The organism is Synechococcus sp. LTW-R, assembly GCF_014217875.1.
In the GTDB taxonomy this organism is placed as follows: domain Bacteria; phylum Cyanobacteriota; class Cyanobacteriia; order PCC-6307; family Cyanobiaceae; genus Vulcanococcus.
In genome coordinates, this window is record NZ_CP059060.1 from 2,118,602 (window position 1) to 2,132,862 (window position 14,261).

Genomic DNA, 14,261 nt, shown 5'->3' on the forward strand with positions numbered 1-14,261 from the left:
TACGGGGCCTAAACGCTGGCGCGTGCTGAATGCAGGAAAAAGCGGCGGTAGTCCGGGTCCTGATCCAGCAAATCCAGGAAGCGATCGCGGTCCAGCCGCAGCAGCAGGCCATCCCCCCGTGCCCGCACCGTGACGGCCCGTGGTTGGTCCTCGATCAGGCCGGCATCGCCGAAGAAGTCCCCCTCTTCCACCAGCCCTTGCTTGATCGGAATCCCGCCCCAGAGGTCGTCTTGCAGCACCTCCAAGGTGCCGGCCACCACGACGTAAAAGGCATCCGGCGCGTCCCCTTCGCGGAAGACCTCCTCGCCGTGGCGGATGCGGTCGCTGACAAATTCCGCGGCCAGCCAGTGCAACAGCTTTGGATCCACCCCATGGAAGAGGGGGATCGTGGCCAGGCGCTCGGGCGTGATCCGCACCCGTTGCGACAGGTTGAAGCCGCTCATCTGGCGGTGCCAGAAGGAGGCATAGAGCCCGCCTGCGGCCAAGAGGTCGTTGTGGTGCCCGAGCTCCACCACCTGGCCGCGATCGATCACGGCGATCTGATCCATGGCCGCCGCCGCCCGCAGCCGGTGCAGGACGGAGACCACCGTGCGGCCCGCGCTGAGCCGGCGCAGGGTGGCGTTGATGGCCTCTTCGGTGCTGGGGTCGAGGGCGCTGGTGGCCTCATCCAGCAGGAGCAGCCTCGGGTTGCGCACGATTGCCCGGGCGATGGCGATCCGTTGCTTTTGGCCGCCGGAGAGGCGACCGCCGCCGGAGCCCACCGGGGTATGTAAGCCCTCCGGCAGGGTCTGGATGAGGTCCCCCAGCTCGGCGGCTAAGGCCGCCTCCAGCACCTCCTGATCGCTGGCCTCGAGGCGGCCCAGTCGGATGTTGTCGGCGATGGAGAGATCAAAAAGCACCGTCTCCTGGGGCACCAAGGCCACCTGCTCAAGCCATTGGCCGCGGTCGGTCTCGCTGAGGGGAATCCCATCGACCCGCAGGCAGCCGCGTTGCGGTTCGATCTGCCGCAGCAGCAGCCGCAGCACCGTGCTTTTCCCCCCTCCGCTGGGACCCACCAGGGCCAGGGAGCTGTTGGCGGGGATGGTCAGGTTGAACTGGCTGAGCCCGCCGCCACCGGGGTAGCGGAACTGCACCTGCTCGATGACCAGCTGCTGCCGCAGGTCCGGTGGGCGGGGCTCAATCCCCCGGGCCACCGCCGGCCGTTGCTCGGAGCGCCGCGCCGCCGGCAACTCGTGCTCCAGCAGGTTCAGGGCGGTCGTGGCGGCCTGCAGCGGCAGCAGGGAGGCCCCCAGTTGCCACATGCCACTGACCATGGCGGTGGCGATCCCGAGGGCCGAGACCAGTTGCCCGACCGTGAGCTGTTGCTCCAGCACCAGCCAGGTGCCGAGGGCGAACACGCTGACCAGGGTGAGCATCGCGGAGGCGGTCAGGGCGGCCTGCTGGAGGCCCGACACCGCCCCGACCCGTTGGGCCCAGCGCATCAACTCCCGGTTGCGTCGATTGAATTCCGAGCGGGTGGGACTGCGCAGGCCAAAGAGATCCACGAGCTCCCGGCTGCGCAGGCGCTCGCTGGCGTAACTGAGCAGCAGGCCGGCCTGCTCGACCCGTGCCTCTTCCCGCCGGGCCAGGGCCGGGGTGAAGGCCACCTGACTGACAAGCAGCAGCGGGGTGAGCACGATCGCCACCAAGGCGAGCCGCCAGTCGCTGGTGAAGAGCAGCAGAACCCCCAACAACAGCTGGGCCACGGTCCAGGTGAACAGCGGCAGCTGGGTGACCACCACGTTCTCGAGGGTGGGAATCTGCAGGGCCAGTAGGCCCTGCTCACTGCCTTCGCTGCTGCCGTCGCTCGGGTTGGGTTGCTCCAGGAGATGCCCGAACAGCCGCTGGCGAAAGCTTGTTCCCAGTTGGCTTCCCAGGGCTGCAAACAAACGGATGGAGAGGCCATTGCAGGCCACCGCCACCAGCAGCCAGGCGCACGGCAGCAGGACGAGCAACGCCACCGGCGGGCCCCCGCTGGCTTTGCCAATGACCTGGTCGATGACCAGCTGCAGCAGTACCGGGATCCCGACCATCAGCAGCGGGTCCGGGAGGACCGTGAGGATGGCCAGGACCGCCTTCAGCCGCTGGTTGCCGAAGTAGCGCCACAGTCGGAGGGGCAGCAGCAGCGGAAACATCGGCCGGCTCAACCAGCCAACCGATAGCAAGCAGCTGCGGTTTTGACCGCTTAGTAGCGGGGCACGCTGGGGTCGGCGGAGACACTCCAGGCATCGATGCCCCCCTGCAGGTTCAGGACCTGCTCGTAGCCCTGGGCCTCCATCAGCCAGCAGGCAAATTGCCAGCTGCGAATGCCGGCATGGCAGAGCACGACCACCGGTACGTCTCGGTTGATCAGGCTTGAGATCTGCTCAATCCAGGTCTCCGATTGGCTCAAGGGGAGATGGGTGACGGGCTGATGGAGCCGCGCGAGGTCCAGCTCCATGGCTTCCCGCACATCCACCAGTTGCAGCGTTTCTTCGGCGTCCAGACGGCGCTTCAGTTCGCTGGCGCTAATGCTTGTGGGAGTTGCCATCGCTGAACCCTACCGACGGCAACGGGGGTGCCAAAGATCGCCTTGATGCATAAAGATGAGGCCAATCCTGTAAGCAACGCATGAAGGCCCGCCCCTTCTTGGCGGCACTGCTGGCGGTGGCGTTGGCGATGCTGAGCTTCGGCTTGGCGGGCTGGTGGCTGCTGTTGCAGCGCAGTCCCCTCGCGTTGCAACACCAGGCCCTCTCCATGCCGCTGGCGGCCCGCTTCGTCCCTCGGACCGCGCCCCTCAGCCTGCACTGGCTCGTCGGTCCGGATCAGCCTGCTGCCTACGCCCGGGCCGTCGCCCCGCCGCGGCAGCGCCGCCAGGCCGCCGCCGCCGCCGATCGCCTGCGCGATGGGGCGTTTGCCGCCGCAGGCCTGGACTATTCCTCCGAACTCTCCCCTTGGCTTGGGGATGAAAGCAGCTTCGCTCTACTGACCCCACCCGGTCGCGAGGAGGCCCCTGGCTGGGTCTTGGCCCTGCGCAGCCGTGACAATGAAGGGGCCCGCCGCTTTCTGCAGCGCTTTTGGCAGACCCGCAGCCTGGCGGGCACCGATCTGCAGATCACGAGCTATCGCGGCATGGGCTTGATCAGCGGCCGGGGGGCGCTGTTGGGGCAGGACCCCCAACCCCTGGCCACGGCGCTGATCAATGACGACTTGGTCTTGATCGCCTCCGGTCGCGGCGTGCTCGAGCAGGCGCTCGATGTCTCCCAAATCGATGAACTGAATCAGGCGGCCAGCGCTCCCCTGCAAAAAGCCATCCAACGGCTGGGCGAAGGGGTGGCGCTGCTGACGGCCCGCCCCGAAGCAATGGAGCAGTGGCTGGGCCTGCCGGTCGGCGAGGACGCCGCCGCGGTGGAGTTGGTGCTCGCGCTCACCCCGCAGGGGTCTGGGCTTCAGGTCGATGGCCTGGCCCAGCTGCGGGAGGCTCTGCCCAGCCTGGGCCCGGTGAACACTGAGCTGATGCGCCAGGTGCAGGTGGCAGCCGACAGCTTGGCCCTGCTGACCAATCCGGCTCAACTGCTCGCTGATCAGGACGCCAATGGTTGGAGCACCCTGCTGGGTCCAGCCCTGAGCCAGGCGCTGCAACGGGAGAACGGCCCCCTGCCGGCCCTTGTGGCCGCGGCGGATTCCGGTCCCCTGCTTTGGGCACACCAGGCTGAAGGTTGGTTGCTCGGCACCCGCGCGGATCGTCCCGCGGCGGAGACCCTGCAGCCGGCCCTGGAGGCCGATGGTTACAGCGCGTCTCCCCTGGAGAGCCGCGGTCAGACCCTTCAGGCCTGGACCCGGCTGGAGTCGAAGCCCGTGAAGGGCAACCCCGATCAGCTTCAGGCGCAGTTGGCTGGCGCCCGGGCGAGCCAAGGGGGCGTGGCCTGGTGGGGGCAAGGCCTGGCGATCCTGAACCAACAGCACGAAGGCCGTCGTTCGCCCCAGGAACGCCTCGATCAACTGGAGCTCTTGGGCTCGCCCCAGGCTCCCTTCCAGTGGTCGATGGATGCCCAGGCGGCCCAGGGCCTCTTGAGCCACTGGAAGCCCTGGCGTCTGGTGGGGACCCTCTCGAGCTCGTCCCTGACACCGATGGTCGATGGGGCCGCGTTGAGCCTGGAGCCCGACGGCTCTGAGCAACGCAGCCTGCGGCTTCGCGCCCTCTTGCAACTGCACTCCTGACCATGGCGAGCCGCAAATGCGAGCTGCTGTTGGTGCGTCACGGCATCGCGGAAGAGCGCAGTGAGGACCTCGATGACGCCCAACGCAGCCTGACGCCGGAGGGCCGCGAGCGCACGAGCCAGCAGCTGGAGCGCCTGCTGGAGCTGGACCTGGCCTGCGACCTGGTGCTCAGCAGTCCGCTGGTACGAGCCCGCCAGACCGCCGAATTGATCGTGAGTGCCGGCTTGGCGCCTGAATTGGAGTTGGCGGCGTCCCTGGCGCCCCTGGCGGATCCCCTGCCCCTGCTCGAGCGTTGGCTCGGGCCCCTCTCCCCACGGCCCGGTTGGAAGCGTCTGGCGCTCGTGGGCCATGAACCGGACCTGAGCACCCTGGCGGCCCTTTTGATCGGCGTGCCGATGGCCCGTGCCCCCAAGGCGATTCGGCTCAAGAAAGCGGGGGCTTTGCTGTTGCAATGGCCCGCGGCACCGGGGGCGGAGTTGCAGGGTTCGGCCCGTTTGGAGATGGTTCTGCCGCCGCGCGTGTTGCTCGGTCGACGACAGTCCCGAATCCAGGGCGGGCCTTAGGTTGCCGTTGAAGCAACCCCGATCCCATGGCTGAGGAGGCAACCCCAACAGCAGCGACTCCGGCGTATCGCCCGGGTCTGGAGGGGGTGCCGGCGACGCAATCGGCGGTCTGTGACATCGACGGCCAGAAGGGTCTGCTGACCTATCGCGGCTACCGGGTCGATCAACTGGCCCAGCAGAGCACGTTCCTTGAGACCACTTATCTGCTGATTTGGGGCGAGCTTCCCGATGCGGAACAGCTGGCGGCCTTTGAGCAGGAGGTGCAGATGCACCGCCGGGTCAGCTTCCGGATCCGGGACATGATGAAGTGCTTCCCGGCCAGCGGCCATCCGATGGACGCCCTGCAGAGCAGCGCGGCCTCCCTCGGGCTCTTTTATTCCCGCCGAGCCCTCGACAACCCTGAATACATCTATTCAGCGGTGGTCCGCCTGATCGCCAAGATCCCGACGATGGTGGCGGCGTTCCAGCTGATCCGCAAAGGCCAGGATCCGATCCAGCCTCGAGATGACTTGCCCTATGCGGCCAACTTCCTCTACATGCTCACCGAGCGGGAGCCCGATCCCCTGGCGGCACGGATCTTCGATGCCTGCCTGATCCTCCACGCCGAGCACAGCCTCAACGCCAGCACCTTCAGTGCGCGGGTGACCGCCAGCACCCTGACGGATCCCTACGCGGTGGTGGCTTCGGCGGTGGGCACCCTGGCGGGGCCCCTCCATGGCGGCGCCAACGAAGACGTCTTGGCCATGCTCGAAACCATCGGCTCCGCCGATCAGGTGCGGCCTTGGTTGGATCAGGCCATTGCGGAGAAGCGCAAGATCATGGGCTTCGGCCACCGGGAATACAAGGTCAAGGACCCCCGCGCCGTGATCCTGCAGAAGTTGGCGGAGGAACTCTTCGACGAGTTCGGCCACGATCCCCTCTACGACCTGGCCCGGGAGCTCGAAGCGGTGGCCGCGGAGCGTCTGGGTCCCAAGGGGATCTATCCCAACGTCGACTTCTATTCCGGCTTGGTCTACCGGAAGCTGGGCATCCCCCAGGACCTGTTCACGCCGATCTTCGCGATCGCTCGCACCGCGGGCTGGCTGGCCCACTGGAAAGAACAGCTGGGTGCCAACCGGATCTACCGCCCCACGCAGATCTACACCGGTTCGACCGGTCGCGATTGGCAGCCCATCGAAGGCCGTTAAGGGCTGCGGCGGCCTAAGTTGCCCCAATCAAGAGACCACCCATGGTGATCGCCAATCCCGCTGTCGTGAGTGCCGGACTCGACCTCGAGGCCAGCTTCACCGACGTGTTTCAGGGCTTCGGCTTGTCGCCGGGGATGGCCCACTTGCTCTGGTTGCCGCTGCCGATGCTGGTGGTGTTGGTCGCCGCCGTGGTGGGCGTGCTGGTCAACGTCTGGTTGGAGCGGAAGATCTCGGCCGCGGTTCAGCAGCGCATCGGCCCCGAATACGCGGGTGCCTTGGGCATCCTTCAGCCCCTCGCCGATGGCCTGAAGCTCCTCTTCAAAGAGGACATCATTCCGGCCCGGGCCGACGGCCTGCTCTTCACCCTGGGCCCGGTGCTGGTGCTCGTTCCGGTGATCCTGAGCTGGCTCGTGGTGCCCTTTGGCCAGCACCTGCTCATCAGCAATGTCGGGGTGGGGATCTTCCTCTGGATCTCCCTGAGCAGCATCCAGCCCATCGGCCTGCTGATGGCCGGTTACGCCTCCAACAACAAGTACTCCCTCCTGGGTGGACTGCGCGCGGCAGCCCAGTCGATCTCCTACGAGATCCCCCTCGCCTTGGCCGTGTTGGCCGTGGTGATGATGAGCAACTCCCTCAGCACCGTTGACATCGTCAACCAGCAGACGGGCGCCGGGATTCTCAGCTGGAACATCTGGCGCCAGCCCGTGGGCTTCGTGATCTTCTGGATCTGTGCCCTGGCGGAGTGTGAGCGCCTTCCCTTCGACTTGCCTGAGGCGGAAGAGGAGCTGGTCGCTGGCTACCAGACCGAGTACGCGGGCATGAAGTTTGCCCTCTTCTATCTGGGCAGCTACATCAACCTGGTGCTCTCCGCCCTGCTGGTGGCGGTGCTCTACCTGGGTGGCTGGGGATTCCCGCTGCCGGTGGAGTGGGTCGTGAACCTGACCGGCCAACCGATCGATGCCCCCCTGGTGCAGGTGATCACGGCCACGACCGGCATCGTGATGACCGTGTTGAAGGCCTACCTGCTGGTCTTCTTCGCGATCCTGCTGCGTTGGACCGTGCCCCGGGTGCGCATCGACCAGCTGCTGGATCTCGGCTGGAAGTTCCTGTTGCCGGTCGCCCTGGTCAACCTGCTCGTGACCGCCGGCCTCAAGCTCGCGTTCCCGGCCTTCTTCGGCGGCTAATTCTCGACCGCCTACCCCCTTTGCCAGGTCGCCAGGCCATCATGGTGCCGGCGCTACCGCCCCTTCCCACCACTCCATGTTCGGGTTCCTCAAGAAAGTCGGTGACTACACCCGCGACGCGGTGGGTGCAGCCAACTACCTCACCCAGGGGCTTTCGGTCACCTTTGACCACCTGCGCCGCAGGCCGATCACGGTTCAGTACCCCTACGAAAAACTGATCCCGTCGGAGCGTTACCGCGGCCGAATCCACTACGAGTTCGACAAGTGCATCGCCTGTGAGGTGTGTGTACGCGTCTGCCCGATCAACCTGCCGGTGGTGGATTGGGTGATGAACAAGGCCACCAAGAAGAAGGAGCTCCGCAACTACTCCATCGACTTCGGGGTGTGCATCTTCTGCGGCAACTGCGTGGAGTACTGCCCGACCAACTGCCTCTCGATGACCGAGGAGTACGAGTTGGCCGCCTTTGACCGCCACAGCCTGAACTACGACAACGTCGCCTTGGGACGTCTCCCCACCAGCGTCACGAGCGATCCAGCGGTGCTCCCCCTGCGCGAGTTGGCCTATCTGCCCAAGGGCGAGATGGATCCCCATGGCGTTGATCCCAATCGCCCGCGGGCCGGCAAACTTCCCGCCGATGTCCTCGAGACTCTGCCGAAGGAGGAGAACGCCTGATGACCATCGCTTCCTCCACGCAGTTCATCTGCTTTGTAGTGCTCTCGGCCGTGGTGGCCATCGGAGCCCTGGGCGTGGTGCTGCTGCCGAGCATCGTTTACTCGGCCTTCCTGCTGGGTGGTGTCTTCCTCTCGGTCGCCGGCCTCTATCTGCTGCTGAATGCCAGCTTTGTGGCGGCAGCGCAGGTGCTCGTCTACGTCGGTGCGGTCAACGTGCTGATCCTGTTCGCGATCATGCTCGTGAACAAGAAGGAAGACCTGGCGGCCATTCCTGGGTTGGCGGTGCGTCGACTCCTCTCCGGTGCCGTCTGTGGCGGCCTGTTTGTCCTGCTGCTGCGGGTGGCTTTCACCACCCCCTGGGCCCTGCCTGGTCCGACCCCCATCGGCGAAGAGGCGACGATTCGCATCGGCGAGCACCTCTTTAGCGATTACCTGCTGCCGTTTGAGCTGGCATCGGTGCTGCTGTTGATGGCGATGATCGGTGCCATCGTCCTGGCCCGACGCGATGTCTACAGCTCCGATGTGGTCACCGGTGAGCCGGCCGACCAAGGTCTGATCGAGAAATCCCGCACGCCCCTGCTCCTGGAGAAAACCAACTGATGACCATCGAGCTGCCCACCACGGTCCCTCTCCAGGCTTATCTCGCTCTGGCGGCGATCCTGTTTTGCACGGGTGTTTGGGGACTGATCAACAGCCGCAACGCCGTGCGGGTGCTGATGAGCATTGAGCTAATGCTCAACGCCGTGAACATCAACCTGATGGCCTTCTCCAGCTACCTCGATGGTCAGCTGATTCGCGGCCAGGTCTTCGCGATTTTCGTGATCACCGTGGCGGCGGCTGAGGCCGCCGTCGGACTGGCGATTCTCCTCTCTCTGTATCGGAACCGTGAAACGGTGGATATGGAGCGTTTCAACTTGCTGCGTTGGTAGCCAGGCTGGGCGCAAGCACAGCTGGCTTATGCGCCTTGAGACCGTTTGGTTGATCCATCGAGCGGCCAGCCAGGCCGCTCTGCGCCAAGCCCGGCGCTGTGCCCAAACCCTGCGGGACCAGGGTGTGAAGGTGGCCGTGGCCATGAGTGGGGCCAACGCGAACCCCTTCCCGGGTCTGTTGGCCGATGAGGGCACCCATCCCGACTTGGCGGTGGTCTTGGGCGGCGATGGAACCGTGCTGGGGGCTGCGCGCCACTTGGCCCCCCTCGGGGTGCCGATCCTCTCCTTCAACGTCGGCGGCCACTTCGGCTTTTTGACCCAGGAGCGTAAGCTGCTGGGTCATGGCCATGAGACCGAAGGCGCCTTCGACCTCTGGCAACGGCTGCGGGATGACCGCTTTGCCTTAGAGCGGCGGATGATGCTCGAGGCCCGCACCGACAGCAGCGACACGGTCCATACGGCCCTCAATGACCTCTACTTGAGGCCGGGGATCGATGAGGTCACCCCCACCTGTGTGTTGGAGTTGGAGATCGACGGCGAGGTAGTCGATCAGTTTCGCGGTGATGGCCTGATCATGTCGACGGCCACCGGTTCCACGGGGTATTCCATGGCGGCGGGCGGGCCCATCCTTCACCCCGGTGTGGAGGCGATTGTGGTGAACCCGATCTGTCCGATGAGCCTCTCCAGCCGCCCGCTCGTGGTGCCCCCAAGGGCGCAACTGGCGGTCTGGCCGCTGGGGCCTTCTAACAGCCGAGTGCGTCTCTGGAAGGACGGGGCCTTTGCGGCCGTCCTCGAGCCAGGGGATCGCTGTGATGTGCGCCGATCCCCCAATCACGCCTTGATGGTGCTGCTCGAGCAGAGCCCCTCCTATTACCGGACCCTGACCCATAAGTTGCATTGGGCCGGCAGTCTGACGGCCGCTGAGCCCTCTCCGAACTGAACCGCTCCCATGGCCCTCGAGATTGAGCGTCGCTTCCTGGTCTCCGGCCAGCAGTGGCGCGACGTGGTGGCTTGGCAGCGGGATTTTGCCCAGGGCTACCTGCCGAACTCTTCGGAGGCGATGACCTCACGGGTTCGCCTCGCTGGCCCTGAGGAGGCCTGGCTGACCCTCAAATTCCCGGCCGGCGGCATCGCCCGCCAGGAGTTTGAGTACCCGATTCCAGCGGCGGACGCCTCAGCCCTGCTGGAGTGCTGCGAGGCCAAGTTGATCAAGCGTCGTTATGGCTTGGACTTGCCAGGTGGTGACTGGGTCCTGGATGTCTTTGAGGGGGAGAACGCCCCCTTGGTGATCGCCGAGGTGGAGCTGGAGCAGGCCGATCAAGCCGTGGCGATTCCCGCTTGGTGCTCCACCGAAATCACGGGCCTTGGTGCCTTCAGCAATGCGGCCCTGGCCAGCCATCCCTTTGGGCACTGGAGTGAGGCGGAACAGGCCCCCTGGCGAAAGGCGTTGACTGAGCTGCTTTAGGATTTGCTTAAGAATTGCTCGGATCGGGTTGCTCGGCCTCTACGACCAAGACGGTGTGCTGCGCTGCTCCGGGCTCGATCAGGCCGAGTGTCTGGCCTATGCCGAGCTCTTCGCCTTGGCGGAGGGCGCCTTCAGCATCGAACCGTTGTTTGCGGGGGCGGACCCCGGCTCTACGCCTCGTCCGCAGGCAGGTTGCAGCAATTGAACCCATCACGGCAGATCTTGCCGTGATCCATCGCCCAGTTCAGGAGTGCCACGCGGTTCTTGGCGCCCGTCTTGGTGAAGACGTTGCTCACGTGGTTGTCCACGGTGCGCTTGCTGATCATCAGGTGCTCGCCAATCTCTTGATTGGTCAGGCCTTGGGCGACCAGTTGGATGATTTCCAGTTCCCGCTCGGAGAGGTCCATGGGGGAATGGCCGAGGCTGCTTCGATCCGTCATCCAGGCCCCGAGACACCTCGTCACTGTAGGCAGCAGATCCCGTCTGGGCATGGCTGCGGTGGTTAATGATGGGCCCTGTTAAGCAAGGTTGTTTTGCGGCTACAGCAGGCGCTTGAGGCGGGCGACTTTGCCCTGACGGCAGAGGTGATGCCCCCCCGCGGTGGGGAGATCAAGCGGACCCTGGAGCACGCCGCGCTCTTGAAGGATTGGGTTCACGCCGTGAACGTGACCGATGGCAGCCGTGCGGTAATGCGCATGAGCAGCCTGGCGGTCTGCCGGCTGTTGCTCGATGCCGGGGTGGAGCCGGTCTGGCAGCAGGCCTGCCGCGACCGCAACCGCATTGGCCTGCAGGCGGATCTCCTCGGGGCCCATGCCCTCGGCATTCGCAACATCCTCTGTCTCACCGGTGATCCGGTGCGCGCCGGCGATCAACCCCAGGCCAGGCCGGTGAATGAGTTGGAGTCGGTGCGCCTGCTGCAGCAAGTCGCAGCGTTTAACCGGGGTGAGGATCCGGTGGATGGCCTGCTGCCGGACGGTCCCACGGACCTGTTCGCCGGTGCTGCTGCTGATCCGCAGAGCCCTAGCTGGAGTGGTCTAAGCAGCCGGATTAGCCGCAAGCAGAAAGCCGGGGCGCGCTTTGTCCAAACCCAGATGGTGATGGATGAGGACTGCCTGAAGCGCTTTGTCGATGAGATCACCGCGCCCCTGGGACTCCCCGTCTTGGCGGGAGTGTTTTTACTGAAGTCCGCGAAGAACGCCGCCTTCATCAACCGGGTCGTTCCTGGCGCCTGCATCCCGCAATCGATCATTGATCGCCTCGCGGCGGCAAGCAATCCCGCCGATGAAGGCATCACGATCGCCGCAGAGCAGGTCAGCCGTTACGCCAGGACCTGCCAGGGGGTGCACCTGATGGCGGTGAAGGCGGAAGAGCGCATCCCGCTGATTCTGGAGCGGGCTGGCTTCAGCCCGCGTTGCTGATCGCCAGGTCGGTGCCGAGCAGGTCGGCCATCGCCTTCTGCTGCGGCGACGGTTTGGCGTAATCCTGGCGGCGCGCGTCAGTGATCAGCCAATCCAGGGCCGCTTCCTGCAGGTCGAAGTGATCGCCGTTGCGGTCGACGCAGTAGCGACCAAACACCAGCTTCTCCACCAGGCGGACACCGGGGCCGATGCGGGAATAGTCAAAGATGATCGAGTTATCGACGGTCGCGCCTTCGCAGATGTGGCAGCTCGGGCCGATCATCGCCGGTCCGATGATCGTGGCGCCGTCTTCGATCTTCGTCATGCCGCCGACGTAGATCGGTCCCTCAACGTGGATCTTGTCCCAGTTCGCCGCCACATTGAGGCCGGCATAGATCCCGGGACGCACTTCCTTGCCGGGGATCTGAACCTGACGGACCTGGCCCTGGAGCACGCTGCGGATGGCCTGCCAGTAGTCGGGCACCTTGCCGATGTCCACCCACTCGAAATCCATCGGCAGGGCGTAGAACGGCGCGCCGTTGGCGACCAGCTGGGGAAAGAGATCCGAGCCGATATCGAAGGGAACGCCTTCGGGGACGAAATCGAGAACTTCCGGCTCAAAGATGTAGATGCCGGTGTTGATCATGTCGCTGGCGGCTTCTTCCACAGAGGGCTTCTCTTGGAAGGACTGCACACGCCCGTCGTCATCGGTTACAACGACGCCGTAGCTGCTGACCTGATCGCGGGGGACGCGCTTGGTGATCAGGCTCGCCATGGCCCCCTTGGCCTTGTGGCGTTTGACGGCTTCGCTGAGATCGAGATCGATCAGCGCATCGCCGCAGAGCACCACGAAGGTGTCATCAAAGAAATGCTGGAAGGTCTGGATTTTCTTCAGTCCGCCAGCGGATCCAACGGCGTCACCGATCAGCTCGCCGTCTTCAATTCGGCCTTCAAAGCTATAGGCAATTTCAACGCCAAAGCGTTGACCATCCCGGAAATAGTTCTCGATCTCCTCGGCCAGGTGGGAGACATTCACCATCACTTCGGTGAATCCGTGCTCCCGGAGAAGTTCCAGCAGAAACTCCATCACGGGTTTCTGAAGGATGGGGATCATCGGCTTCGGGATCGTGTGAGTAATGGGTCTCACACGGGTTCCCTTGCCCGCAGCCAGGATCATCGCCTTCATCGAGCCACCCTACGCAAAAGACTTAGGCCGCAAGGGGTTCGCGAGCCGGCCCCCGAGCTGACCCTCGCGCCGACTCGAGTTCGGCGGGCAGCGGAAGTTGCACCGATTCCCGCTCATCGAGCAGACGCTTGAGTTGCAGGGGGCCAAACAATCCGCCCTGCTGCTCCAGCTCCACTTTTCCCTGGGAACAGAGGAAGAGCAGCGCCCAAAAGACACCCACCCGATCGCGATCCAGGTCCTCTGGCGCCACCTCGGCCCAGGCTTCGACGAGGCCCTCAAAGCCTGTCCACTCCAAGGATTGAGGCCACTGCAGCAGGAATTGGCTGAGGGCCGCGGTGGTCTCGGGCAGTTTTTCCCGGTGGGCCAGGGCAGCGACCTGCTCAATCGCGGCCCGATCGCTGTAGCGGCGGCTGCGTTGGCGGTTGCGGACTTGTCCCTCTTCCTCCTCAAGGCGCTCGGCAATGTCCTCGAGCTGCCGAATCAGTTCGCCCAGGGTGACCGGCCGTTGCAGCGGCGGCGGCGCGACGGGGCGCCGCAGCAGATGGCGCTCGGGTTTGCGGGGCAGCTCCAGGCCTGGGGTCAGCAACCAACCCTGGCCTTCGGCGTCGAAATCAAAGTCAAACCCGTCCTCGAGTTCCGGCTCGGCGGGGAAGGTTTGGGCTTCGAGGACCTCGGCCTTCAGGCTGACCAGCACCGACGCGGCCAAAAAGGCCTCGCTGGTTTCGGCGAGATCCTGCTCGTAACTTCCGCCGCGTCCCTTGTTCAGCGCCGCCACCAGCTTGGGCACCTCAATCCGCTGGCGGAGTTGATCGAGAAAGCCGTCCACGACAGCGATCACATCGACGTCCCAGGGGTCTAGGTCACCCCGTTCAGCGGCGTCTTGCAACAGCCGGATCGCAAGCCTGGCGCCACCTTCGGCCACGGTTTCTTGCGGACTGAACTGAAGCTACCGGCTTTAAGCGGGTTAAGCCAGTCCCCACCCGCGATGTCAGACCATTCTTTTGATGGATTTGCGCCCTGAATCTGGCGGCGGTTGAAGTCGAACTAGGCCGCTTCTCCCTGGGCGGAGCTTTCACCCGCGGCCGGCAGCAACCCCAGCTGCGCGTCGACGGTGGCGCGGTAGCGCTGGACGTCTTCCTCCAGCTCGCGAATCCGGACCTGTTGGGCTTCGATCTCGCCGGGATCCATCTGGTTTTCCACCCGCTTGACCACGCCGGTCCACACCGCAAAGACCCAGGCGGCCGTCGCGCCGACGCCGCCCACCACAAGCAACAAGGCCGCCAGCGGCATCGTCGTGGTCACCCCGGGCAGGAAGCGCACGGTGGTTGGAGCGGTGTTCTCCAGGGTGAACATCACCGTGGCCAAACCAAAGCTGAAGATCAGCAGGAAGTTCAGCTGCTTCATGGCTGCGCGGGGCCGCTGGTCGTGCTGAATCGAGA

Annotated in this window: 17 protein-coding genes; 11 read left to right on the forward strand and 6 right to left on the reverse strand. The window is 65.1% G+C overall.

Annotated elements, in window-relative coordinates; all coding sequences use genetic code 11:
* Positions 1-8: 8 nt before the first annotated feature.
* On the reverse strand, positions 9-2,174 hold the full coding sequence (locus H0O22_RS11720; RefSeq protein WP_185186818.1) for an ABC transporter transmembrane domain-containing protein: 2,166 nt from the start codon (positions 2,172-2,174) through the stop codon (positions 9-11).
* 50 nt (positions 2,175-2,224) lie between these two features.
* Positions 2,225-2,569, reverse strand: coding sequence for a rhodanese-like domain-containing protein (locus H0O22_RS11725; RefSeq protein ID WP_185186819.1), 345 nt, complete (start codon positions 2,567-2,569; stop codon positions 2,225-2,227).
* 80 nt (positions 2,570-2,649) lie between these two features.
* Between H0O22_RS11725 and H0O22_RS11730 the strand changes: the two genes are divergently transcribed.
* The 10 genes from H0O22_RS11730 to H0O22_RS11775 all read left to right on the forward strand — a co-directional run bounded on the left by H0O22_RS11730 (position 2,650) and on the right by H0O22_RS11775 (position 10,444).
* Positions 2,650-4,239 (forward strand): DUF3352 domain-containing protein, encoded by a 1,590-nt coding sequence (locus H0O22_RS11730; RefSeq protein ID WP_185186820.1) that lies wholly within the window; start codon positions 2,650-2,652, stop codon positions 4,237-4,239.
* Between the two features lie 2 nt (positions 4,240-4,241).
* A complete protein-coding gene (sixA, locus tag H0O22_RS11735; RefSeq protein ID WP_185186821.1) occupies positions 4,242-4,802 on the forward strand; it encodes a phosphohistidine phosphatase SixA in 561 nt (186 codons plus the stop codon).
* Positions 4,803-4,828: 26 nt separating this feature from the next.
* Entirely contained in the window at positions 4,829-5,989 is a 1,161-nt protein-coding gene (locus H0O22_RS11740; RefSeq protein ID WP_185186822.1) for a citrate synthase, read from the forward strand.
* Positions 5,990-6,054: 65 nt separating this feature from the next.
* The gene (nuoH, locus tag H0O22_RS11745) at positions 6,055-7,173 is read left to right on the forward strand and encodes an NADH-quinone oxidoreductase subunit NuoH (protein ID WP_185188421.1); all 1,119 of its coding nucleotides are present in this window, start codon (positions 6,055-6,057) and stop codon (positions 7,171-7,173) included.
* Between the two features lie 76 nt (positions 7,174-7,249).
* Entirely contained in the window at positions 7,250-7,846 is a 597-nt protein-coding gene (ndhI, locus tag H0O22_RS11750; protein WP_185186823.1) for an NAD(P)H-quinone oxidoreductase subunit I, read from the forward strand.
* Positions 7,846-8,445 (forward strand): NADH-quinone oxidoreductase subunit J, encoded by a 600-nt coding sequence (locus H0O22_RS11755; protein ID WP_185186824.1) that lies wholly within the window; start codon positions 7,846-7,848, stop codon positions 8,443-8,445. The genes ndhI and H0O22_RS11755 overlap by 1 nt, the downstream gene beginning before the upstream one ends.
* Complete coding sequence (nuoK, locus tag H0O22_RS11760) at positions 8,445-8,774, forward strand: NADH-quinone oxidoreductase subunit NuoK (RefSeq protein ID WP_185186825.1); 330 nt, start codon at positions 8,445-8,447, stop codon at positions 8,772-8,774. Before H0O22_RS11755 ends, nuoK begins: the two co-directional genes overlap by 1 nt.
* A 28-nt stretch (positions 8,775-8,802) precedes the next feature.
* Positions 8,803-9,714, forward strand: coding sequence for an NAD(+) kinase (locus H0O22_RS11765; RefSeq protein ID WP_185186826.1), 912 nt, complete (start codon positions 8,803-8,805; stop codon positions 9,712-9,714).
* Positions 9,715-9,723: 9 nt separating this feature from the next.
* A complete protein-coding gene (locus H0O22_RS11770) occupies positions 9,724-10,239 on the forward strand; it encodes a CYTH domain-containing protein (protein WP_185186827.1) in 516 nt (171 codons plus the stop codon).
* Positions 10,240-10,267: 28 nt separating this feature from the next.
* Positions 10,268-10,444 (forward strand): hypothetical protein, encoded by a 177-nt coding sequence (locus H0O22_RS11775; RefSeq protein ID WP_185186828.1) that lies wholly within the window; start codon positions 10,268-10,270, stop codon positions 10,442-10,444.
* On the opposite strand, the gene H0O22_RS11780 is transcribed toward H0O22_RS11775, so the two are convergent.
* Positions 10,410-10,679 (reverse strand): response regulator transcription factor, encoded by a 270-nt coding sequence (locus tag H0O22_RS11780; protein ID WP_185186829.1) that lies wholly within the window; start codon positions 10,677-10,679, stop codon positions 10,410-10,412. The genes H0O22_RS11775 and H0O22_RS11780 overlap by 35 nt on opposite strands.
* A gap of 93 nt (positions 10,680-10,772) precedes the next feature.
* Here H0O22_RS11780 and H0O22_RS11785 point away from each other — a divergent pair, with 93 nt between their 5' ends.
* On the forward strand, positions 10,773-11,657 hold the full coding sequence (locus H0O22_RS11785; RefSeq protein WP_185186830.1) for a methylenetetrahydrofolate reductase: 885 nt from the start codon (positions 10,773-10,775) through the stop codon (positions 11,655-11,657).
* Here H0O22_RS11785 and H0O22_RS11790 read toward each other — a convergent pair.
* The 3 genes from H0O22_RS11790 to H0O22_RS11800 all read right to left on the reverse strand — a co-directional run bounded on the left by H0O22_RS11790 (position 11,641) and on the right by H0O22_RS11800 (position 14,226).
* On the reverse strand, positions 11,641-12,822 hold the full coding sequence (locus H0O22_RS11790; protein ID WP_185186831.1) for an NDP-sugar synthase: 1,182 nt from the start codon (positions 12,820-12,822) through the stop codon (positions 11,641-11,643). The two genes, H0O22_RS11785 and H0O22_RS11790, sit on opposite strands and share 17 nt — an antisense overlap.
* Before the next feature lie 22 nt (positions 12,823-12,844).
* Positions 12,845-13,744 (reverse strand): segregation/condensation protein A, encoded by a 900-nt coding sequence (locus tag H0O22_RS11795; protein WP_185186832.1) that lies wholly within the window; start codon positions 13,742-13,744, stop codon positions 12,845-12,847.
* Positions 13,745-13,866: 122 nt separating this feature from the next.
* A complete protein-coding gene (locus tag H0O22_RS11800; RefSeq protein ID WP_185186833.1) occupies positions 13,867-14,226 on the reverse strand; it encodes a LapA family protein in 360 nt (119 codons plus the stop codon).
* Positions 14,227-14,261: the final 35 nt, after the last annotated feature.